General features: G+C 72.2%; 20 protein-coding genes. 8 read left to right on the forward strand and 12 right to left on the reverse strand.

The window, feature by feature from the left end; all coding sequences use genetic code 11:
• Positions 1 to 23 precede the first annotated feature (23 nt).
• Both ACF1BN_RS29955 and ACF1BN_RS29960 read left to right on the forward strand, forming a co-directional pair.
• On the forward strand, positions 24 to 920 hold the full coding sequence (locus ACF1BN_RS29955) for a sucrase ferredoxin (RefSeq protein WP_392334749.1): 897 nt from the start codon (positions 24 to 26) through the stop codon (positions 918 to 920).
• Between the two features lie 32 nt (positions 921 to 952).
• Entirely contained in the window at positions 953 to 1,099 is a 147-nt protein-coding gene (locus ACF1BN_RS29960; protein WP_392334726.1) for a hypothetical protein, read from the forward strand.
• Positions 1,100 to 1,169: 70 nt separating this feature from the next.
• Here ACF1BN_RS29960 and ACF1BN_RS29965 read toward each other — a convergent pair whose 3' ends face one another.
• From ACF1BN_RS29965 to ACF1BN_RS29990, 6 genes are all read right to left on the reverse strand, one after another.
• Complete coding sequence (locus ACF1BN_RS29965; RefSeq protein WP_392334727.1) at positions 1,170 to 1,868, reverse strand: DUF6766 family protein; 699 nt, start codon at positions 1,866 to 1,868, stop codon at positions 1,170 to 1,172.
• Positions 1,869 to 1,949: 81 nt separating this feature from the next.
• A complete protein-coding gene (locus ACF1BN_RS29970) occupies positions 1,950 to 2,255 on the reverse strand; it encodes a hypothetical protein (protein WP_392334728.1) in 306 nt (101 codons plus the stop codon).
• A gap of 145 nt (positions 2,256 to 2,400) precedes the next feature.
• Positions 2,401 to 2,877, reverse strand: a complete 477-nt coding sequence (locus ACF1BN_RS29975; RefSeq protein ID WP_392334729.1) for a hemerythrin domain-containing protein — start codon at positions 2,875 to 2,877, stop codon at positions 2,401 to 2,403.
• Positions 2,878 to 3,064: 187 nt separating this feature from the next.
• Positions 3,065 to 3,463 carry an STAS domain-containing protein gene (locus ACF1BN_RS29980; protein WP_392334730.1) on the reverse strand — a complete coding sequence of 133 codons (399 nt, stop codon included), beginning with the start codon at positions 3,461 to 3,463 and terminating at the stop codon, positions 3,065 to 3,067.
• Positions 3,464 to 3,789: 326 nt separating this feature from the next.
• Positions 3,790 to 4,938 (reverse strand): twin-arginine translocation signal domain-containing protein, encoded by a 1,149-nt coding sequence (locus tag ACF1BN_RS29985; RefSeq protein WP_392334731.1) that lies wholly within the window; start codon positions 4,936 to 4,938, stop codon positions 3,790 to 3,792.
• Positions 4,939 to 5,195: 257 nt separating this feature from the next.
• Positions 5,196 to 5,942 (reverse strand): cysteine hydrolase family protein, encoded by a 747-nt coding sequence (locus ACF1BN_RS29990; protein WP_392334732.1) that lies wholly within the window; start codon positions 5,940 to 5,942, stop codon positions 5,196 to 5,198.
• Between the two features lie 467 nt (positions 5,943 to 6,409).
• Between ACF1BN_RS29990 and ACF1BN_RS29995 the strand changes: the two genes are divergently transcribed.
• From ACF1BN_RS29995 to ACF1BN_RS30015, 5 genes are all read left to right on the forward strand, one after another.
• Positions 6,410 to 7,462 carry a helix-turn-helix domain-containing protein gene (locus ACF1BN_RS29995; RefSeq protein WP_392334733.1) on the forward strand — a complete coding sequence of 351 codons (1,053 nt, stop codon included), beginning with the start codon at positions 6,410 to 6,412 and terminating at the stop codon, positions 7,460 to 7,462.
• A gap of 125 nt (positions 7,463 to 7,587) precedes the next feature.
• Complete coding sequence (locus ACF1BN_RS30000) at positions 7,588 to 10,494, forward strand: AAA family ATPase (RefSeq protein WP_392334734.1); 2,907 nt, start codon at positions 7,588 to 7,590, stop codon at positions 10,492 to 10,494.
• Between the two features lie 116 nt (positions 10,495 to 10,610).
• Complete coding sequence (locus ACF1BN_RS30005) at positions 10,611 to 11,864, forward strand: extracellular solute-binding protein (protein WP_392334735.1); 1,254 nt, start codon at positions 10,611 to 10,613, stop codon at positions 11,862 to 11,864.
• Positions 11,836 to 12,792: a carbohydrate ABC transporter permease gene (locus ACF1BN_RS30010; RefSeq protein ID WP_392334736.1), complete on the forward strand. Its 957-nt coding sequence runs from the start codon at positions 11,836 to 11,838 to the stop codon at positions 12,790 to 12,792. The genes ACF1BN_RS30005 and ACF1BN_RS30010 overlap by 29 nt, the downstream gene beginning before the upstream one ends.
• A gap of 22 nt (positions 12,793 to 12,814) precedes the next feature.
• Positions 12,815 to 13,633, forward strand: coding sequence for a carbohydrate ABC transporter permease (locus ACF1BN_RS30015; protein ID WP_392334737.1), 819 nt, complete (start codon positions 12,815 to 12,817; stop codon positions 13,631 to 13,633).
• Positions 13,634 to 13,653: 20 nt separating this feature from the next.
• Here the strand turns inward: ACF1BN_RS30015 and ACF1BN_RS30020 are convergent, their stop codons facing one another.
• The 6 genes from ACF1BN_RS30020 to ACF1BN_RS30045 all read right to left on the reverse strand — a co-directional run bounded on the left by ACF1BN_RS30020 (position 13,654) and on the right by ACF1BN_RS30045 (position 19,952).
• Positions 13,654 to 14,385, reverse strand: a complete 732-nt coding sequence (locus ACF1BN_RS30020; protein WP_392334738.1) for a GPR1/FUN34/YaaH family transporter — start codon at positions 14,383 to 14,385, stop codon at positions 13,654 to 13,656.
• A gap of 18 nt (positions 14,386 to 14,403) precedes the next feature.
• Positions 14,404 to 16,293 carry an amidohydrolase gene (locus ACF1BN_RS30025; RefSeq protein ID WP_392334739.1) on the reverse strand — a complete coding sequence of 630 codons (1,890 nt, stop codon included), beginning with the start codon at positions 16,291 to 16,293 and terminating at the stop codon, positions 14,404 to 14,406.
• On the reverse strand, positions 16,290 to 17,243 hold the full coding sequence (locus tag ACF1BN_RS30030) for an alpha/beta hydrolase (protein ID WP_392334740.1): 954 nt from the start codon (positions 17,241 to 17,243) through the stop codon (positions 16,290 to 16,292). The genes ACF1BN_RS30025 and ACF1BN_RS30030 overlap by 4 nt, the downstream gene beginning before the upstream one ends.
• Before the next feature lie 67 nt (positions 17,244 to 17,310).
• Positions 17,311 to 17,928 (reverse strand): FMN reductase, encoded by a 618-nt coding sequence (locus ACF1BN_RS30035; protein WP_392334741.1) that lies wholly within the window; start codon positions 17,926 to 17,928, stop codon positions 17,311 to 17,313.
• On the reverse strand, positions 17,925 to 19,010 hold the full coding sequence (locus ACF1BN_RS30040; protein ID WP_392334742.1) for an LLM class flavin-dependent oxidoreductase: 1,086 nt from the start codon (positions 19,008 to 19,010) through the stop codon (positions 17,925 to 17,927). Before ACF1BN_RS30040 ends, ACF1BN_RS30035 begins: the two co-directional genes overlap by 4 nt.
• Before the next feature lie 105 nt (positions 19,011 to 19,115).
• On the reverse strand, positions 19,116 to 19,952 hold the full coding sequence (locus ACF1BN_RS30045) for an alpha/beta fold hydrolase (RefSeq protein WP_392334743.1): 837 nt from the start codon (positions 19,950 to 19,952) through the stop codon (positions 19,116 to 19,118).
• Positions 19,953 to 20,308: 356 nt separating this feature from the next.
• Here ACF1BN_RS30045 and ACF1BN_RS30050 point away from each other — a divergent pair, with 356 nt between their 5' ends.
• A complete protein-coding gene (locus tag ACF1BN_RS30050; RefSeq protein ID WP_392334744.1) occupies positions 20,309 to 21,226 on the forward strand; it encodes a helix-turn-helix domain-containing protein in 918 nt (305 codons plus the stop codon).
• Positions 21,227 to 21,434 lie beyond the last annotated feature (208 nt).

A 21,434-nucleotide genomic window follows, 5' to 3' on the forward strand; every position in this document is an offset into this window, starting at 1 on the left:
TGACGAACCGGGTGACGGACCCGCTGACGGCCCCGGCACGGTTCCTCTGCTCCGACGCCGCCCGCCTGCGCGGGGACCCGATCGCGGGCACGGCGCCGTACGGCTCGGTCTGGATCCTCGTCGAGTACCGGCGCGGCTGGCCGTTCGACGGCTTCGACGGGCTCGATCTCGCGCCCGACGTCAAGGCACGGGTGAACTCCGCCGCACGGGCGGCGCGCGCCCGTGTCCTGCTGATCCGGCGCCACGGCCGCGGTCGCCCCGGCGAACGGCCGCGATGGGCCGTCCTGCGTCACGCGCCGGACGGCGACCACCTCCAGGAATGGGGGACCTGGGACGACGACGGGGACCTGACCGGAATCGTCACCGCCCTGGACGCGCCGGGAGAACCGGGCCACCCGCCCGTCGTCCTCGTCTGCGCCCACGGTCCGCACGACACCTGCTGCGCTCTCCGCGGCCGTCCGGTGGCACGTGCGCTGAGCGAGGGGTGGCCGCAGCTCGTGTGGGAGTGCACCCATGTGGGAGGCGACCGGTTCGCCGCCAACGTCGCTGTCGCGCCCGACGGCGTCTACTACGGCAACCTCGACGCCGCGTCGGCGGTGGACGTCGTGGAGGAACACCTCGCGAACCGCATCCACCCGGACCACCTGCGCGGCTACACGGACCTCACCCCGCCCCAGCAGGCGGCTCTGTCCGCCGTCCTCCACCACGCGGGTCCCTCGGGCCGGCACGACTACGTCGTCGAGGAGACGGTCAGGGACGACGACCGCTGGCGGGTCCGCGTCGCCGGACGGCTCGCAGGACTGTCGACCTTCGAGGTCGAGATCCACGCCCACCGGGCGCCGGCGCACCGCCTGACCTGCCGTGCCCCGTCCCCCAGTTCGGCGGTGTCCTACGAGGTCACCTCGCTGCACGTGCGCTGAGGAGGCCGCGACGCGACACCGGGCCGTATCGCGTGACAGGCGGGGCGGAGTCCGGAGGCGGAGGTGGCGGCTCCTCCGAGCGCACCAAGGACGAGCTGTACGAGGAGGCGAGGAAGCGAGGCGTCCACGGCCGCTCGACCATGACCAAGCAGCAGCTCAAGAACGCCCTCGGTCACTGACCCGCACCCCGGCCCGGCGCTCCTCGACCGCGCGATGACGAAGGCCTGCGGGCCCCGCCCGGTCCTCCGCCTATCCTTCGACCCCGGTGGCGGTGTGCGAAGCGCCCACCGGCTTGGATTCCGGAGAGCCCCGCTGACGCAGGTACACGGACAGGATGGCCATGGCGGCCACCGCCAGCAGTTCCGACTGCCAGTTCTGCAGTGAGCGGTCCCAGAAGTCGGCGGAGGCGAGACAGCCGGCCCAGGACACCGGCGGCAGGAGCTCGCGCAGTTGCTGCTCGTTGTACGCGGCCGTTCCGGCGATCGACTGGGCGAGCCAGGACAGGAGGAACAGCAGGGCCATGGCGGTCCCGAGGGAGCGTGAGTACAGCCGCTGCCGCCAGTCCCCTGTGCCGGCCCAGCGGGGTGAGTCGGCCCGGGCGTGGTCGCCCACTCGCTGCTCCCGGTCGCTCTCGGGCCCCGCCTTGTGGAGTTCCTTGGACTCGGGCGAGCCGCGTTGGAGGAGCCAGACCGTGCCGAAGATGTAGAGGAAGAACTGGAGGAACTCCGACTGCCAGTTCTCGGTGACGTCCACGGCGAAGTCCGACGACATCAGGTACTCACCGAGCGTCAGCCGCTGCATCCCGTCGACGGCGAGGTCCTCGTTGAAGCCGGCCCGCCCGGCCACCGCCTGGCCTGCCAGGACCAGGAGGAACGCACCGCCGAACACGAGGGTGAGGCTGTTGTCCCGCCAGAAGCCTCCCGCGTGGGTCCCGCTTCGTCCGTTCACCGGTACATCGCCCCGATCGTGAAGAAGTAGCCGAGCCCGCCGAGGATCATCACCACACAGGTGGCGAACACCAGACGCACGTCAGCCGCCCTTCACCGAGCACCGGTAGGGCTCCCCGGCCCGCGGGGCGCACCCCGCGGCGGTGACCTTCCAGCCGTCGGCGAACTGCGACAGGAACAGGACGTCGCCCGGCAGCCGCAGCAGCGCCTGCCTCCCGTACACCTGCGTGCGGTCCGGCGTTCCGGCGTCGGCGGTGAGGTCCCGCCCTTCGAGAGCGGCGCCGCACGGCTCGTTCTCGCCGTCCTCGAGTTCCTCACGGGTCCCCGGCGCCGGCAGCGTGCACGCCAGCGCGTAGTCCTCGGCGGCGAGCGCCCCCTCGAAGGCCATTCCGGCCTGCCTGGCCCCGTTCACGCGACCCGCGGGCGCTCCCCAACCGCTCAGCAGCGCGGCCGCCACGCCGACGGCTGCGAGAGGTGCCAGGAGCCGCTCCGCCCCGGGACGGCGCGCTGCGGCGCGCGATGGGGAGAGCGTGTCACGTGTCGGACGCGCTGGGCACGGCGAGCGGGTCGCGCGGGGCCTTCCCCTTCTCCGCCTCGAGCCGTTCGCCGAGCTCGGTGAGCAGGTTGCGCCCCATCGCCTTGCGGACGTCGGGGAACCATTCCTTCTCCTCCTCCTCGACGTGGTGGCGGACGTTCTCCATGAGGACGCTCATCTTCGCCTTGAAGCGTTCGTCGGAGGGATCCATGTCCTTGAGCTCGGAGAGCATCCACACGACGGCATGGTGCTCCTCGATGCTCTCCAGAATGTGGTCGGTCGTGTCGGGCGCGGCTTCGCGCGCGGCCGGATAGAAGACCTGCTCCTCGATCCAGGCATGCACGGTCAGCTCTTCGACGACCTCGTCGGCGATCTGCCTGCGCTCGGTGAGATCGTCGTCCCCGGTCTTCTCGAACCGCTTGAACAGCTTCTCGACCGTCTTGTGGTCCTCGCGCAGCAGCACGATGGCATCCATGTGGTCTCCTCCGCCGGGGCCCGTGGGCGCCGGTTCCGTACGGGTCCCCCCACCATCGGTCCGACAGCCGCTCCATGGTGCTCCCGACGCTCGGGACACCCCCACGGACCGCTCGCCCGGCCCAACCACGGGGTGGCGGTCCGGACGGCCGGCGCGGAGGCGTCGCCGTGGGCCGGCTCGACGGGTGTCAGACCGCGTCGGTGATGTCGAACGTGTCCTCGGTGCCGGTGAGGGTGAAGAGCCGGGCGACCTGGCTTCTGAGCGGCCCGATGAGAAGGTGCCGCTCGGGCCGGTTCTGTGTGTCGGTCAGTTCGTGGACGAGCGCGGAGTCGCCGAAGCTCACACCCGTCAGGTCCAGCAGGACCAGTTCGACCTGCGGGGTGCGGACCGCGTCGAGTGCCTCGCGCAGGCAGGGCACGGTGTCGGCGTCGAAGTCACCGCTCAGGAGCAGGGCGGCTGTGATCGGGCGGCCGACCGGGGCGTAGCGGACGAGTGCGTTGCCGTGGTGGGCCCGCCAGGCGGGCGCACCGTCGACGAGGTGAAGGCGGGTGGAGGGTCCCTGGTGTCGGGCTCGGTCGGGTGTCACGGGGCATCGCCTCGATCCGTCGGGTCGACCCTTCGGCTGTGTACACCCGCTGGCCTCCGCGGGATCCCAGGCGTCGGAGCCTGGCTTCGAGGCGACATCGCCGCCGACGGGAAGGTGGGACGTCGGCGGTAACCCGGATCGGTCCGGTCGTCCCCACCTTCCTCCTCCACGAGCCGGAATGCACACTTCGCAGGTCAACGCCGGTGCGCACGGGGCCGTACCGCCCCGGCGTCCCCGGCACGTCCCTCCCCGCCCGGCGGCCTCGAACGACTGAGAGGCCGTCACCCGCCCCGGACGGCGCCGGGGCGGGTGACGGCCGTGTCGCGTCAGATCTTCAGCAGGGTGTGGTCGATCGGGCAGGCGCCCTTCGCCGCGGCGCCGAAGGCGGTGGCGGTGGCCGCGCCGCCGGTCGGGCTTCCGCCGCCGAGCTGGACGAGGATCTCCTGGGACAGGAGGTCCTCCCTGCCCTTGAGGGCGTCGGCCACGCGGAGGTCCGCGGCGAAGACCATCTCCGCGGCGATGTTGTCCTGGACGATGCGGGCGAGGTTCTCCAGCGCCACCGCCACCGGGTCGGAGGGGGACTCGACCGCCGGCAGGTCGATCAGGTGGGTGGCGACCTTGGCCTGGTTCATGTGCCGCTTGATGATGATCGACGCTTGGTTCAGCTCCGACGTCGTCCAGATCGACAGCACGCACACGTACAGGTCGCTCCAGGCGGCCTCGCCGATCTGGCCGCGCCACCGCTTCATGAGCTCGCCGACACCGCTGATCTGCGCGGCGGACGCGTGCTTCATGTTGACCCGAACGGCCGGGTACACGGTCTTCGAGAACTCCTGGAAGGTGGGGATGTCGAAGACCCTGGCCCGCACGGAGGCGTCGATGAAGGCGATGGCCTCGGCCAGGATCGTGTCGCAGGAGTTCCGGAGATCGGTGGGCAGGTTCGCGCCGGGGAGCTTCCGTCTGGTGTCCCGCAGCCTGTCGCGGAACGCCTGGAGCGGGGCGATCCAGGCGGTCGAGGCGGGTCCTTCCATGGACACCATGTCCAGGTCGTGCGCGTCGATACGGGCCGAGTTGGCCACGTTGGGGACGCGGTCGCTCAGGTGGGAGCCCGCGGTCGAGAAGATGCCGAGCGGAACGTGCGCGATCGACTTCGCCAGTTCGAACACCTCGGGCACCGGATCGACGGTCTCCAGCACGGTTCCCCTGTTCACCAGACGGAAGCGGCCGCCGACGGCGTTGTTCTGGACGACGACGACCGGGCCGAGCTCCTGGACGAGCCTGGCCTTGAGCGCGGCGTAGTTGGTGCGCATGGCCGAGTTCACGGCGCGTATCGCGTCCCGCGCGGTCTTCTCGTCGACGGCGAGGGCCGCGTCGGTGGCCGGCACCTCCTCGGCGAAGGCCGGGGTCGAACCGAGCACGGTCGCCGCGCCGACGGCGGCCGCGGTGGTGGTGATGAAATGCCTGCGAGTAGTCAAGGCTTTTTACTCCCCTGCTAGTTGTGGCCGACGAGTGCCTTTCGGTCACTCGCGATCAACGTAGAGGGAAGGTCATTTCCCGTAGAACAACCGGAAAATGTTGATCTTCACCTTTCAAGGTTAATGGAGGATATAAATCCGGTTTTTCGCCAAGGGTCGGAAAATCACCGCGGCGGGTTTTGCGGACAAGTTCTCGTCCACAAAACCCACCGCGGCCAAGGAATTCCGCGAGAAATCAAGACACGAGGATGAGGAAATCAGCTGAGAGCCGCGGCGTCGGGCACGACCACGCCGTACAGGTCGCTGATCGTGGCCAGCGCCGACTTGTGCACCTGCTGTGCCGAGACGGCGCCGACCGAGGACGGCAGCGGGCGCGTCGCGGAGGCCGCGGCCACCACGGTCGGGTTGTTCCCGCGCAGGAACGCGCCCTCGGTGGTGAAGGTGACGCACATGTTCGTCATGAACCCGGCGATGATCACGTCCTTGTTGCCGGCCGCGTCCACGCGCTCGGCCAGGTCGGTGCCCACGAACCCGTTGGGCTTCGTCTTCACCACGATCGGCTCACCCGCGATCGGCGCGACCTCGGGACGGATCTTCCCGATCTCCGCGTCGATGTCGTAAGGCGTGCCCTTTCCACCGTCGTTGACGACGTGGATGACCTTGCCGCCCGCCTTGCGGGTCCTGTCCAGCAGCACCGCGGCCTCGTCCAGGGCCGGCTTCCAGCCCTCGAGCTCCATCACGCCCCGCGTGTAGGTGTTCTGGTAGTCCACCATGATCAGCGTGGAGGTGGCGAGCTTCGCCGGGGTGTCCGGAAGGCCGTTCAGCTTCCGCAGCGTGGTCGTCCTGGAGACGTCCAGCGGCTCGACCCCGACGGCCGCCGCGGAATTCGGCCCGGCGTCCGCGACGCCCTTGTCACCGGAACACCCGGTGGCCAGCAGCGCCATGCCGGTGAAAGCGGCGGCGACAGCGGCGGCGGAGAATCGGTGACGCGTCGTCGTCAGCATCCGTAAGCACCTCGACCCAGCTCGTCGACGACGCGCACGACCGTGGCACCCGCTTCACGGGCGCGGCCCGGAAGAAAGCCGGAGCAGCCGAGGACGACTGGGGCCCCGTCGAGTTCACCGAGGTCGAGCAGAACGGCTGAGGGCATGGCTGCACCAGCTTTCGAGGGAGGGGAACGGAAAGCCCGAGAAGGGCACACCCCCACGCTAGGAACTCCTCCAGGTGACGGCAATGTCGTAAAACTTGCAGATACCGACACGGCCGCCCGCCCGACGAATCCGCACACGCCGAGCGCACCGGTCGGGGTCGGCCGATCCGTGGTCGGCGCCATGCTCCGGCGCGCCGGTCCGGGAGCCCGCTCCTCCCCCTGACCTGCACGTCCTCACGCGATCTAGCGGATTCACGCGATGTGCCCCGCGCGGTTCGCTGAAAGGTTGGCGGGACAGCACTACCGCAAGAGGACACAGTCATGCAGACGCATCCATCGGGATCGGTATCCGGTCCCCTCACCAGCACGTACTACTCCGTGGACGCCCTGCCCGCAGCGCGGCGGCGCGGCTACTGGCGCGAGGCACTGTCCCGGACGTTCGGAGCCGTGGACGTGGCCGTGCCCGACGAAGTGCGGTCCGGCACGATCCGTACCGCGGTGCTGGGACGCGTGCAGGCGGTGACGGTGGAGAGCGAGCCGCAGTTCGCGCGCAGGACCGAGCGTCTCATCGCGTGTGCCGACAACGACGACTTCGTCGTGGTGAAGCTGCTCAGCCGGGGCGGCGCCCGCGTCGAGCAGGATTCCCGGGACAACGCGGTACGGGCAGGGCAGCTCTTCGTCTACGACATGGCGCGTCCGATCCGGCTCGCCCTCCCCGAACCGTTCCAGACGAAGTCCCTGGTGCTGCCGCGGGCCGTCCTCGGCCTCGACGAGTCGGACATATCCAGGATCACCGCCCTTCCGCTCGGGTCCGAATCGCCGATCGGGGGGATCCTCTCGCCGTTCCTGGCGCAGCTCGTGGACGCCGCCGAGACCTGTCCGGAGCCCGTCGGCGAGCTCATCGCCCGCAATGTGGTCGACCTGCTCACCGTCCTCGCCGACGAACAACGGGGCGCGGACACCACGGATTCGCCGAACGGCGCTCGCGTGCTGCTCACGCGGATCCGGGCGTTCATCGACGGGAACCTGACCGACCCCGATCTCACCCCGGAACTCGTGGCCCGCGCCCACCACGTCTCCGTGCGCCATCTGCACAAGCTCTTCGAGAGCGAGGGCGTCACCGTCAGCCGCTGGATCCAGCGGCGTCGCCTCGAAGAGTGCCGTCGGACGCTCGCCCGCAGGGACGCCGCGGACAGTACGATCGCCGGCATCGCCCATCGCTGGGGGTTCACCAGCGCGTCGCACTTCAGCCGTGTCTTCCGCGCGGCGTACGGGCAGTCCCCCGTCGACTGGAAGAACTCCGCGACGGCCGGGTGGAGCGGGCGGTCCCGCCCGAAGGCGCCGCTCGGCAGAGCGGCCGGCCGGGCCGTGTGACCGGAGACTCACCCGTCAGATGTGCGATGAGCTGCGGTTCTTGCCATAGTGACCCTCCTGGGGGGACGCTCCGGCGCCGGTGACGGCGGCCGGGGGCGGTCCGTGCGTTTCGGGGGTGGAGCAAGGTGGCGGGGTCGGGCGGTCCGCTGTCCCGTCGTGGGCTGCGCGGCCGGGAGGCCGAGCTCGCGGAGCTGCGTACCCTCGTCGCCTCCGTGGCTCGGAGCGGTGGTGGCGCGCTCGTCCTCCTGCGCGGCGAAGCCGGCATCGGGAAGAGCACGCTGCTCACGGAGGCCGTCGCCCTGGCCGAGGGCGCCGGGTACTCCACCGGCATCGGCAGAGCCGACGAGCTGCATCATCTGGTACCGCTGTCCTCGCTGGCGGGCTGCCTCCTCGGTGGCTCACGCCCCTTGCTGAAGGCGGACGCCTTCGCTGATCCCGCCCGCCGTCACGACCAGCGGATCCGGCTCGTGGAGCGGCTCGCCGGGATGATCGAGGCCAGGGCGGCCGAGGCACCCGTACTCATCGCCCTGGACGACGTGCAGTGGGCGGATCCGCTGAGCCGGTTCGCGCTGCGGCAGCTGCCCGGTCGGCTGCGGAGTTCTCCGGTCCTGTGGCTGCTGACCGGGCGCACCGGCCCCACGGCCGCCGGTGAGGAGATACTGGCGGCCGCACGGAGCCGACTGCCGGTGGCGCAGTTCCTCCTGCGGCCGCTGTCCCCGTCCGCCATCAGCCGGCTCGCGGACGACGTCCTCGGCCAGGACGTCGACGAGCGGATCCGGGGTCTGCTGGAGGGGACCGGTGGGAACCCCTTCCTCGCGGTGGAGTTGCTTCAGGGGCTGCGGTCCGAGGGACACCGGGGAGGGGCCTCCGGCCAAGGCGCGGAACAGTGCGGAGCGCTTCCCGGCCGAGGGCCGGAGGCGGGCACGGGGCTCGTCCCGGGCGGGCGGAGGACCGCGCCCGAGGTCGGGCACATCTCCCCTTCCGTGCCGAGCGGGCTCGTGTCCGGCGTGCGCGACAGGATCGGCTCCCTCGGTCACGACACCCTGGGTCTCCTGCGGATGGGGGCGGTCCTCGGCCGCCGGTTCGCCTTCGTCGACGCGGCGGCGCTGTGCGGGCGCCCACCCGCCGCGCTGGTCACGGCCCTCGACGAGGCGCTGCGTGCGGGGCTGCTCGACGAGGACGGCGAGCTCCTCGTCTTCCGTCATGACCTGTTGCGTCAGGCGGTCTACGCCGACATCCCCGCGTCGGCGCGCAACGCGCTGCACCGGGCGGCCGCGCACCGTCTCGTCGCTTCCGGGCACCGCCCGATCGACGTGGCGTCGCACGTGCTGCTCGGCGCCGAGCCCGGGGACGAGGAAGCCGTCGCACTGCTGCGGCGGGCGGCCGACGACGTCCTGCCGGTGACGCCCGGCCTCGCTGCCGACCTCATGACACGCGCCTTGGAGCTGGTCCGGCCTTCGGAGGCCGCGCGGTTCGACGTGGGCGAGCAGGCGATCGTCTGTCTGATCCGGGCGGGCCGGGAGCGGGAGGCGCTGACGACCTGTGACGGTCTTCTCGCCGCGCAACCGCCGCTCGCGGTGTTCGGCCGGCTCCAGGCGACCCTGGGGGCGGCGCTGTGGAGTCTGGACCTGGCCGAGGAGTTGTGCCGGCGGGCGGAGGCGGCCCTGGCCGTCGGGGGCATGCCGCCCGAGGTGAGCGCCCGGCTCTCCGCACTGCGGGCGCTCGCCCTGTCCCGTGGCCGGGACCTGGGCGCAGCGCGGGCCGTGGGTGAGGAGGCGCTGGCGGCGGCGATCGCGGCCGGGGACCGTCCCGCGCATGTGCAGGCGCTCTCCGCGCTGGGCGAGATCGCCCTCAACGCGGGTGACGGCGCCGCCGCTTCGGCGCGCTTCACCGCGCTGAGTGTCGTGGACGGCTCCTTCCGGCCCGAGGAGGTCGTCGCCCATCAGCACATGGACCGGTTCGACCGGGCGGCGGAGCTGCTGCGGCGGGCGGCGGCGGAGGCCGGTTCGCATCGGCAGGCCATGCTCCTGTGGGCGCAGGGCCAGCAGCACCTCGGCCGGGGTCGCCTCGACGACGCCGAGGCCCACTTCGTGACGATGGAGGACCTGGAGGACGCCGTACGGACCCCGGTGCAGCAGGTGAACTCCCGGGTGATCCGCGCCTGGACGGCGCTGCTGCGGGGCGACCGCGCGGGGGCCGGGGAGCAGCTGGTGGCGGCGCGGGAACGGCTGGCGGTCAAGCCGAACCCGGGGAACCGGGCCGCGGTGTGCTTTCTGGAGGCCCTCGTCGCCGACCACGACGGAGACGCCCGGTCGGCGGTGGCCGCGCTGAGGCGGCTGCAGGAGTTCGGACCGTTCATGCGCTGGCGGCTGCTGCGTACCTGGGTCGGGGCGGCGGTGCGGATGGCGCTGGCGGCCGGGGACCGGGCGTTGGCCGAGGACCTGGCCGCGCAGGCGGCGGCGCACGCCGAGCGCAATCCGGAGGTGCCGACGGCCACGGGGTCGGCCGCCCTCACCGCGGGGCTCATCTCCGGCGCCGTCGGTCCGCTCGAACAGGCGGTGTCCCTCCTCATGGCCGGACCCCGCCCGCTGGTCCTGGCCTCGGCCCGGACCGACCTCGGACGGGCGCTCGTGACGGCGGGACGGACCGCGGAGGCGGTGGTGGTCCTCTCGGCTGCCCGGGACGCCTTCGCCGCGGCGGGTGCGCACGCGGCCGCGGCCGATGTGCTGCGGCTGCTCGATGACGCCGCCGGCGGTCCGGGCACCGGTGCGGAGGATCGACCTGGGCACGGTGCCGGACGGAGAGGCGGCGTACGCGACCGGCCGGTCCAGGGTTGGGAGGCGCTCACCGTCTCGGAGCGGAAGGTGGCGCGGCTCATCGCGGGCGGCCACACCAACAGGTCGGCCGCCGAGGCCCTCTTCGTCTCGCCCCACACCGTCAACACCCATCTGACGTCGGCCTTCCGGAAACTCGACGTGAGGTCCCGGGTGCAGCTCACGCATGTGGTGCTCTCACGGGGCGATGCGGAATAGACCCCTCCGACACCCCGGTCGCACCGATCGGCGACACTTTCGAGCGCGGTACCCACCTCCGCGACCTCTCCGCATACGTATGAACAGACACGTCCTCAGGAAGGGCACACACCAACGTGAAGGCATCCACGGGACCTCTCGGTCGGCCCCTCGCCGCTCTCGCGGCGGCCGTCGCGCTGGTCCTGGTCACCGTCGGCTGCGGCACCGGCGACCCGGCCGGCCCCTCCCGTACGGAGCGGGTGACGTCCCTCACCGTGCTCGACTACTACACCGACAGCACCGAGCACGCCCACTGGGGCGAACTGCTCGCCGCCTGCGGCAGGAAGGCGGAGGTGACGATCGAGCACCGGAGCGTTCCCGCGCCGTCGCTCGTCCCCACGGTCCTGCGGCAGGCCGCCGCGGGGACCCTGCCCGACCTGCTGATGCTCGACAACCCCGATCTCCAGCAGATCGCCCGGTCCGGCGCGCTCACCCCGCTCCGTCCGTACGGCGTCAGCACCGACGGCTTCCAGCCGGGCATCCTGTCGGCCGGCACCTACCAGGGAGAGCTGTACGGCCTGGCTCCGACCGTCAACACCCTCGCGCTCTACTACGACAAGGACATGCTCGCCGAGGCCGGCGTGGCGGTCCCCCGGACCTGGGACGAGCTGCGGGAGGCGGCCCTGGCGACCACGCGGCCCGGCCGCCACGGACTGGCGGTCGCCGCCGACGCCTCCTTCGAGAACACCTTCCAGTTCCTTCCCTTCCTGTGGTCCAACGGGGGTGACGAACGGCGCCTCGACACCCCGCAGGCCGCCGAGGCACTCCGCCTGTGGAGCGGTCTCGTGGAGGACGGAGCCATGTCGCGGTCCGTGCTCACCTGGAACCAGGCGGACGTGCACGAGCAGTTCCTCGGCGGCAAGGCGGCCATGATGGTCAACGGCCCCTGGCGGATCACCGCGCTCGAGAAGGCGGAGGACCTGCGCTGGGGCGTCGCGCCGCTCCCCGTGCCCCGGCCCGGCGCGGAGCTGGTCACCCCGCTGGGCGGTGAGGTCTGGACCGTACCGCGCAACAGCTCCGAGGCCCGCACGCGGAAGTCGGTCCAGGTCCTCGACTGCCTCAACGACCCTTCGAGCACGCAGACGCTGGCGACCTGGCACCACACCGTCCCGTCCCGCACGGACGTGGCGGCCCGCTACGCGCGGCAGGTCCCCTCGATGGCCGCCTTCGTCGAGAGCGTCCGGGGCGCGCGTCCCCGCACCCAGAAGCTCGGTCCCGCCTGGCCCGAGGCGGCCACCGCGATCCACACCGCGGTCCAGGCCGCGGTGTCCGGACAGCAGACGCCCGAGGAGGCGCTCCGGCATGCGCAGCGCATGGCGACCGGCTCCTGACGCCGAGGGCCGCACCGGGGGCCGGTCCGGTGCGGCGGCGCGGGTCAGGCGGCGGGAGACGATGGTCCAGGCCGCCTTCCTCGCGCCGGCCGCCGCGTTCCTGCTGCTGTTCCTCGGCCGGCCGCTCATCGACAACCTCACGACGAGTCTGCGCGACGCCACGCCCGCGGCCCTCCTCGGCGGCGCGGCGAGCTTCGTCGGCCGGGAGAACCACGTCCGGCTGTTCGCCTCGGAGGAGTTCCGGCGGGCGGCGGCCACCACGGCCCTGTACACCGCCGGTTCGCTGGTCGCGCAGTTCACGATCGGCCTGGCGCTCGCCCTGTTCTTCCGGCGCCGCTTCCCGCTCGGCCGCCTCGTCCGCTCGCTGATGCTGTTGCCCTGGCTGATGCCGCTCGTCGCGACCGGAACGGTCTGGCGCTGGATGCTCGACGCCGACGACGGGGTGGTGAACCAGGCGCTGCGCGCGCTGCACCTCACGGCGGACGGCGTCCCCTGGCTCACGAGTACGCACGGGGCACTGTGGTCCGTGGTCCTCGTCAACACCTGGGTGGGCATCCCTTTCAACACCGCCCTCCTGTACACCGGCCTGCAGGCCGTCCCGTCCCAGGTCCACGAGGCGGCCGCCCTGGACGGAGCCGGGCCCGTCCGTCTCTTCCGGTACGTCACCTGGCCGCTGCTGCGGCCGACGGCCGGCGTCGTCCTCGTCCTGGGCGCCGTCTACACCCTCAGGGCGCCGGACGTCGTCCTGGTGCTCACCGGGGGCGGGCCCGCCGGTGCCACCCGGACCCTGGCGGCGCTGGCCCACGAGCAGGCCTACGCGCGGTTCGAGTTCGGGCGGGCCGCCGCCACAGGCAATGTGCTGCTCCTGGTCTCCTTCGTCCTCGCCCTGCTCCATCTCCGCGCGGTGCGGCGCGCCCGGCACCTCTGACCGGGAGGAACCCTTGTCCCTCATGAAGTCATGGACGCGGCGGGACGGCCTGGCCGGCTCGCTCGTCGCGATCGTCCTGCTCGCGGCGATGCTGGCTCCCGTCCACTGGATGGTGACCGCCTCTCTGCAGCCGGCCGGCCGCCCGGCCCGGGGTGGGTGGCTCCCGGCGGACCCCGATCCGAGCGAATATCTCACGGCCTTGGACGAGCAGGGCGGCGCTCTCCTCACCAGCCTGGTGGTGTCGCTGGGCACAGCCGCCCTCAGCCTCGCGCTCGCCGCTCCCGCGGCCCACGCGCTGACGCTGTCCCCGCTGCCCGGCGCCGGCCCGTTCCTCTTCGGTGTGCTCCTCGTCCAGGCGGTGCCCGGCATCACGGTGGCGAACGCGCTGCACGGCCTCTACGCCGACACCGGCCTCCTCGACTCGCGTCTCGGCCTGGTGCTCGCCGACTCGACCGCCGGCGTCCCCCTGGCGATCCTGGTGCTGCGGACCGCCATGGGGGCGATCCCCCGCGAGATCGTGGAGGCGGCCCGTCTCGACGGCGCCGGCGCGTGGCGCGTGTTCCGTTCCGTGGTGTTGCCCCTGAGCAGGAACGCACTGGTCACGGCTGGCCTGTTCGCCTTTCTCTTCGCCTGGGGGGACACCCTGTTCGCCCTCACCCTGACCACCACCGACGCGGTCCGGCCGGTCACGCTCGGGCTCTACGACTACCTCGGCGCACATACCGCCCGGTGGAACACGACCATGGCCACCGCCGTCCTCGCGTCGCTCCCGGCAGCGGTGCTCGTCGTCGTGGCGCAGCGCCACATCACCGCGGGAACCGCCGCCGGAGCCACGCACTGAGGACGGCGCCGGCCCGCCGGTCAGAGCGTCCGGCGCACACCGGCCTGGCGCTCCAGATCGCGCAGCTGGACGGACAGGCCGCCCTCCACCGCCAGGTGGGCGGGGCCACTGCGGCCGATGGGCAGGACCTCCTCGCTGCGCATGTCCTCCAGCATCAGGGCGAACGCCGCGTACATCGCCACCAGCGCCACCACGAGGCCGAGCACGCCGGACGTGCGGGTCAGCCATTCGGCGCCCGTGATCCCGGCGAGGCCGGTGGCCGCCCAGCGGGGTGCGGAGACGACCAGGACCAGCCACAGCGCCCGCTTCGGCCGGGTCACGGCGATCATCAGCGCCCCGAAGCCGAGCAGCGCCAGGTTGAACACGCCGAGCACCCGAAGGCCTTCGGGAGCGTCGGTGAGCATGACCAGCGCGTACGGGAGCCAGCTGCCGGCGAACACCGCCATCAGGGTCGCCGCGATCACGTCGCGTGCTCCGAAGGCCAGGTGGCTGACGAGGAGTTGCAGGACGAACGCCGGCAGCACGGTGAGGGCGACGGCGCCGCGGGCCGCCTCGTCGAAGACTCCGAGCTGGAGGCAGCTCGTCATCACGGACGCGATGGCGATGGTGAAGAATCCCAGCGGCATGGGCGAGGCGATGGGCCGCAGGGTGATCCGGGTCATGGACCGCAGGTCGGGTTCGAAGCGGCGACCGCCGACCGCCGGGGCGGGCTCGGGGGCGGGGCCGGGATCGGGTTCCGGCTCGGTGTTCATACGGGTTCCCTCCAGGGTTCAGTGGGTGAAGCAGGGGTCGACGAGCGACGGCGGCGTGCGGGGGCCCGTCCCCTGCGCCGCCCGCCACCGGCTGTGCTCCGCGGACTCGGCGGCGGCCTCCGCGACCAGCGCGGCCTGCCGTGCGCCGCCCGCCTGGTAGCCGCCGAAGCGGGCCACCGGCGACCACTCCGGTGCGATCGGGGGCAGCGCCTCGTCGAGGCCCTCGTACTCGGCGGAGCCGTACACGATCCGGCCGCCGACGACGGTCAGGACGGCCTCGATGCCGGGGATCATGTGCTCGGGCACGGTGAAGTAGTCGTCCGAGAGGACCGCCAGGTCCCCGTAGCAGCCCTCCCGCAGCATGCCCTTGACGTCCTCCTCGCCGGTGAGCCGTGCCCCGCCCCGGGTGTAGAGGCCGAGCGCGGTGTCCCTGCCGATCAGGTCCGCGGGGCCTCGGAGCGGCGTGCCGCCGACGGTCCGGCCGGTGATCAGCCAGTGCAGCGCGACCCACGGGTTGTACGAGGACACCCGCGTCGCGTCCGTGCCCGCCGCGACGGTGAGGCCGCGGTCGAGCATGGCCCGCACCGGCGGGGTGTGGGCGGCGGCCTCGGAGCCGTACCGGTCGCGGAAGGCGAGGCCCTGGAAGGACATGCGGTTCTGGACGGAGACGGCGCCGCCGAGGGCCGCGATCCGGTCCAGGCTGCCGGGCGAGACGGTCTCGGCGTGGTCGAACAGCCAGCGTCCGCCGCCGGGGAAGAGCCCTTCGGACGCGAGCTTCTCGAACACGGTCAGGTCGCGGCGGATGGTCTCGTCGTAGGTGGCGTGCAGCCGGAATCCCCAGCCGTTCTCGACCAGGATCCGGACGGCCTGCTCGAACTCCGTCTCGTAGCCCGCCGCGAGTTCGGGCCGTGGTTCGGAGAAGTTCTCGAAGTCGGCGGCCGCCCAGGTCAGGTTCTCGCCGGCGCCGTTGAGCCGGAGCCACGCGTCGCCGTCACCGGGCCTGACCGTCTCGGTCCAGCGCCTCAGGTCGGCGAGTTCCTGCCCGGCCGTCTGCGGGAAGAGGTGGTAGGCGATCCGCAGCGAGAGTTCCCCGGCCGCCGCCAGGTCGGCGACGGTGGCGTAGTCGTCGGGGAAGTTCTGGAAGCCGCCGGCGGCGTCGACCGCCGAGGTCAGTCCGAAGCGGTTCAGTTCGCGCAGGAAGTGCCGGGTCGAGGTGCGCTTGTCGGCGGCGTCCAGAGTGGGCGCCTTGGCCAGGGTCGAGTACAGGACGAGCGCCCCGGGCGCCGCGAGCAGGACGCCGTTCGGTTCGCCGCCGCGACCGCGGACGATCTGCCCGCCGCGCGGGTCGGGGGTGTCACGGGTGAATCCGGCGGCCCGGACGGCGGCCCGGTTCATCAGCGCCGACTGGTAGAGGTGCAGGACGAAGACCGGTGTGTCGGGCGCGGCCGCGTTCAGCTCGGCGACGGTGGGCATCCGGCGCTCGGCGAACTGCTCGGCGGTCCATCCTCCGACGACCCGGATCCACTGTCCCTTCGGAGTGCGACCGGCCTGCTCGCGGAGCATGGCCAGCGCCTGCCGGAGACTGCGCACCCCGTCCCAGCGGAGTTCCAGCACGTAGTTCAGGCCGCCCCGGATGACGTGCAGGTGCGAGTCGTTGAGACCCGGGACCACACGGCGGCCGAGGGCGTCGACGACCCTGGTTCCCGGGCCGACGAGGGGTGCGAGCTCGTGGTCGTCACCGAGGGCCGCCACCCGGCCCTCGCGGATCGCGACGGCGCGGGCGTGCGGACGGCGGGGGTCTCCGGTGAACACCTTGGCGTTGCGCACCAGAAGGTCGGCGTGCTCGGGTTCTCGCCGCCGGGCGGGCACGAGGCCCGCCACGGGCATGCTGGTCGCGGGCCCGGTCATGCGAGGGCCTTGCGGAGGATGTCGGTGGCGACGCCGATGGCGAGTTCGGCGCCCCGGGTCTCCCGCAGGGCGTTCAGCATCACGAAGTCGTGGATGACGCCCTGGACGCGCAGCGCGGTGACGGGTACGCCGGCCGAGCGGAGCTTCGCCGCGTAGGCCTCGCCCTCGTCGCGCAGGACGTCGGCCTCGGCGGTGATCACCAGGGCCGGCGGGAGATCCGTCAGCTGGTCGAGGGTGGCGCGCAGCGGGGAGGCGGTGATCTGCGCGCGCTCGGCCTCGTCGGTCGTGTACTGGTCCCAGAACCACTCCATGGCCTCGCGGCGCAGGAAGTAGCCGGTCGCGAACCGCTCGTACGACGCGGTGTCGAAGCGCGCGTCCGTCACCGGGTAGAAGAGGACCTGCTGGAGGAACGTCACGTCGCCGCGCTGTCCGGCCAGGAGGGTGAGGGCGGCGGTCATGTTGCCGCCGACGGAGTCGCCGGCGACGGCGATCCGGGTGCCGTCGAGGTCCTTGTGGCGCCCCTCGCGGGCGATCCACTGGGCGACGGCGTAGTTCTGCTCGATGGCGACGGGGTAGCGCGCCTCGGGCGACAGGTCGTACTCGGGGAAGACGACGGCGGCGCCCGTGCCGACCGCGAGTTCGCGGACGAGCCGGTCGTGGGTGTGGGCGTTGCCGAAGACCCAGCCCGCGCCGTGCAGGTAGAGGATGACGGGGAGGGTGCCGGTCCGGCCGTGCGGGCGGACGATCCGGGCCCGGACGTCGCCGGTCGGGCCGCCGTGCACGGTCACCCACTCCTCGTCGACGGCGGGCATCGCCACACCCTCGCCGCTCTGCACCTCGTCCACCGCCTGGCGGCCTTCGGCGACGGGGATCTGGTAGAGGTACGGAGGCTGCGCGGTGGCGTCGGCGAATGCCTGGGCGGCGGGTTCGAGTACGGGTCGTTCGGTCATGGGGGTCTCTCCTTGACGTGGGGTGTGCGCGGCGCTGCGCCGCGTGCCGTGGGATGCCGGCGAGGTCTCAGTCGAAGCGCAGGTCGGCGAGTTGCTGTTCGAGGGCGGTGATGTCGTCCGCGGGCGCGGTGGACCGGGGCGGGCGGGCCGCCATGAGCGCGGCGAGCTCGGTGCCGGCCCGGTGCATCCGGCCGGGCAGGCCGTCGGTGTACTCGTCGCCGCCCGAGCCCCAGTCCTCGGAGGCCGCGAAGACGGCGGTGGGGACGACGACGGCGTGGAGATGGGCGAAGAGCGGGCGCACCGCGTGCTCGAGGACGAGGGAGTGGCGGGCGGTGCCGCCCGTCGCGGCGATCAGGACCGGTGTCCCGGAGAGGGCGTCCGGATCCATCACATCGAAGAAGGACTTGAAGAGGCCGCTGTAGGAGGCCGCGAACACGGGTGTCACGACGATCAGGCCGTCGGCGGCCGTCACCGCGTCGATCGCGGCGCTCAGTCGCGACGGCGGGAAGCCGGTCACGAGGTGGTGGGCGATGTCGGTGGCCAGTTCGCGCAGTTCGAGGATCTCGGTGGACACCTCGTGGCTCCGGCCGGCGAGTCCTTCGCGGGTGGATCCGGTCAGCCGATCCGCGAGCAGGCGGGTGGACGAGGGGGTGCTCAGTCCGGCGGAGACAACGGTCAGCTTCATGCGGCGGGCACCTCCCGGACGGCTCGGAGGGACGCGTGCGTGGGCGCCTCCGGCACGTCGGCCGCCCGCCCCCGGGCGAATTCCCTCCGCAGCACGGGGACGACCTCCTCGCCGAGGATGTCGAGCTGTTCCAGGACGGTCTTCAGGGGCAGGCCCGCGTGGTCCATCAGGAAGAGCTGGCGCTGGTAGTCGCCGACGGTCTCCCGGAAGGCGAGGGTCCGCTCGATGACCTGCTGGGGAGAGCCCACCGTGAGCGGGGTCCGCTCGGTGAAGTCCTCCAGGGAGGGACCGTGGCCGTAGACGGGCGCGTTGTCGAAGTACGGGCGGAACTCCCGTACCGCGTCCTGGGAGTTCTTCCGCATGAACGCCTGCCCGCCGAGACCGACGACGGCGTCCTCCGGCCGGCCGTGACCATGGTGGGCGAACCGGCGGCGGTACAACCCCACCATGCGCCTGGTGTGGTCGGCCGGCCAGAAGATGTTGTTGTGGAAGAAGCCGTCGCCGTGGAAGGCGGCCTGCTCCGCGATCTCGGGGGACCTGATGGATCCGTGCCATACGAACGGCGGGACGCCGTCCAGGGGCCGCGGTGTCGAGGTGAAGGCCTGGAGCGGCGTACGGAAGGTGCCTTCCCAGTCCACGACGTCCTCGTGCCACAGCCGGCGCAGCAGGGCGTAGTTCTCCTTGGCGAGGTCGATGCCGCGGCGGATGTCCTGGCCGAACCACGGGTAGACCGGACCGGTGTTGCCGCGCCCCAGCATGAGGTCGACGCGGCCGTCGGCCAGGTGCTGGAGCGTCGCGTAGTCCTCGGCGATCTTCACCGGGTCGTTGGTGGTGATGAGCGTGGTGGCGGTGGAAAGGATGAGCTTCTCGGTGCGGGCGGCGATGAAGCCGAGCATGGTGGTCGGCGACGACGGTACGAACGGCGGATTGTGGTGCTCGCCGGTCGCGAAGACGTCCAGGCCGACCTCCTCGGCCTTGAGCGCGATGGTGACCATCGCCTTGATGCGCTCGCGTTCGGTCGGAGTGCGGCCGTTCGTGGGGTCCGGGGTCACGTCCCCGACGGTGAAGATGCCGAACTGCATGGGGTGTTCACTCTCTGAGCCGGTCCGGTTCCCCGCGTCGGGGAACCGGAGGGCCGGGGCGACGCCGGTGCACCGGCGTCGCCCGGGCAGGTCGACGGTGGGGCGTCACTTCGCCAGGAAGGCGAGAAGGGCGGTGTTGACCTCCTCCGCGTGGGTCCACAGCAGGCCGTGCGGGGCGCCCTCGATCTCGACGTAGTCGGCCGACGGCAGCGCCTTGTGGAAGGGGCGCGCGGTGCCCTCCGCCGGGAGGATGCGGTCGGCGGTCCCGTGCAGGATCAGGGCCGGCACGTCGACGGCGGGGATGTCGGCGCGGAAGTCGGTGTACCAGGTGGCCGGTGCGGCGGACGCGGCGAAGGAGCCACCCCGGGCCGCGGTGTCCCAGCTGTTGCGGACGGCTTCCTCGCTGATCCGGGTGCCCAGGTTCTCGTCGAGGTTGTAGAAGTCGTGGAAGAAGGCCGTGTAGTAGGCGTAGCGGTCGGCCTTCACGGCGGCGACGACGCCGTCGAAGAACTCCTTCGGGGCGACGCCGTCCGGGTTGTCGTCGCTCTTGAGCAGGCAGGGCTCGAGCGAGGCGAGGAAGGCGACCTTGGCGACGCGGCCCGAGCCGTACGTGGAGACGTAGCGGGCGACCTCGCCCGTGCCCATCGAGAAGCCGACGAGGACGGCGTCGTTCAGGTCGAGGGTCTCCAGCACGGTGTTCAGGTCGGCGGCGAAGGTGTCGTAGTCGTAGCCGGTGGCCGGCTGGGAGGACTGTCCGAAGCCGCGGCGGTCGTACGTGATCACTCGGTGGCCGGCGTCGAGCAGCGCGGCGGTCTGCCGCTCCCAGGAGTGGCCGTCGAGCGGGAAGCCGTGGATGAGGACGACCGGCCGGCCCGCGCCCTGGTCCTCGTAGTACACCTCGATCGGGTTGGTGTTCTCCTGGCCCACGGTGATGTACGGCATGAAGGTCTCCTCGTTGCGAAAGTGCTGGTCCGCGCCTTTCTGCGGTGCGGATGACCGTCACGCTACGACCGGGGAGGAGCCGCCTCTTGTCGCGTCACGCACTGGGTCTTGTCCGTGAGCGCAGTCTTCACGCGGCGCCGATTCCTGCCTGCGGTTCTGCCTGGAGCCGGGTACGGCCCGCTGCTTGGCTCTTGGGGACGGACAGGCACCTGGCCGCGGCTTCCGGGCGGACGCGGCGTCCTGTTCCCGTCTCCGACGGCCCGGAACGACTTCCCTTGAACGGACATGACGTGAGCGTGGTGTGGACGACCGCATCGGTGCCTGACCTGGACAAGGTCGCGTACTGGAGAGACGCGGTGAGCAGGACGCTGGGACCGGCGGAGGTCACACCTCGGGGCGAGGGACCGTTCGACGGCCGGATCACCACCTACCGCCTCGCGTATCTCCAGGTCACCACCGTGGAGGCCGACGCGGAACGGGTCAGCCGCACACAGGCGCTGACCGGCGGATCGCCCCGGGCGCTGGTGGCCGTCGCCGTCCAGATGTCCGGGACCGCCACCTTCGTCCAGGACGGCCGGCGGGTGGAGGTCGGCGAGGGGGACCTGCTGGTGTACGACGCGAGCCGGCCGTACTCCTTCGACCGTCCCCGGCGATTCGCGACTCGCGTCTTCCAGGTCCCGCGCCGTGTCCTGGGCGCGTCGGACACCGCGATCCGGCAGGCCACGGGGAGCGTCGTCGGAACCGCGGACGGCTTCGGAGCGATACTCCTCCCGTTCCTGACCAACATGGCCTCCTCCGCCGACGGTCACCCTCCGGCCGTCGCCAACCGCTTGGCGGGCATGGTCGTCGAACTGTTCGACACCCTGATCGCGGAGCAGGCCCACGACGGCCGCGAGGACGCGGACGCACCGAGCCATCTGGTGCGGCGCGCCCGTGACCACATCGACCGGAATTTGCGCGATCCGGACCTGTACCCGGAGGGCGTCGCCCGGACGCTCGGAATCTCCGTCCGGTACCTGCATCGGCTGTTCGAGGGCGAGGGGACCACGGTCGGGCAGCTCATCCGGCAGCGACGCCTGGAGGAGTGCGGTCGCGAACTGGCCCGCCGGAGCAGGACGGCACCCGCCGTGTCGGCCGTCGCCCAGAAGTGGGGCTTCGTCAGTCCGGCGCACTTCAGTCGGGCCTTCCGTACCGCCTACGGCGTCTCCCCCAGCGAATGGCGCGACCTGGGCGCCGGCCGGCCGGGGGCCGACCTCCTGACGTCCAGCAGGTGAGGGCGCCGCCCGGGCGGGGACCGGTGCGCCGAACCACCGTGCCGCCTCAGGGCGCCGAACAGCTTCTGCGTCGGTACGACGCCCTGATCGCGAACGGCCGTGGGGCGCCCCCGGACGTGGGAGCGGGGGGCCCCCCCCGGGGGGGGGGGGGCGCACAGCGGGGGGGGGGGGGGGGGGGGGGGGGGGGGGGCCGCGGCGCCCGCGGGCC

It is taken from the genome of Streptomyces sp. NPDC014861 (assembly GCF_043081625.1).
In the GTDB taxonomy this organism is placed as follows: domain Bacteria; phylum Actinomycetota; class Actinomycetes; order Streptomycetales; family Streptomycetaceae; genus Streptomyces.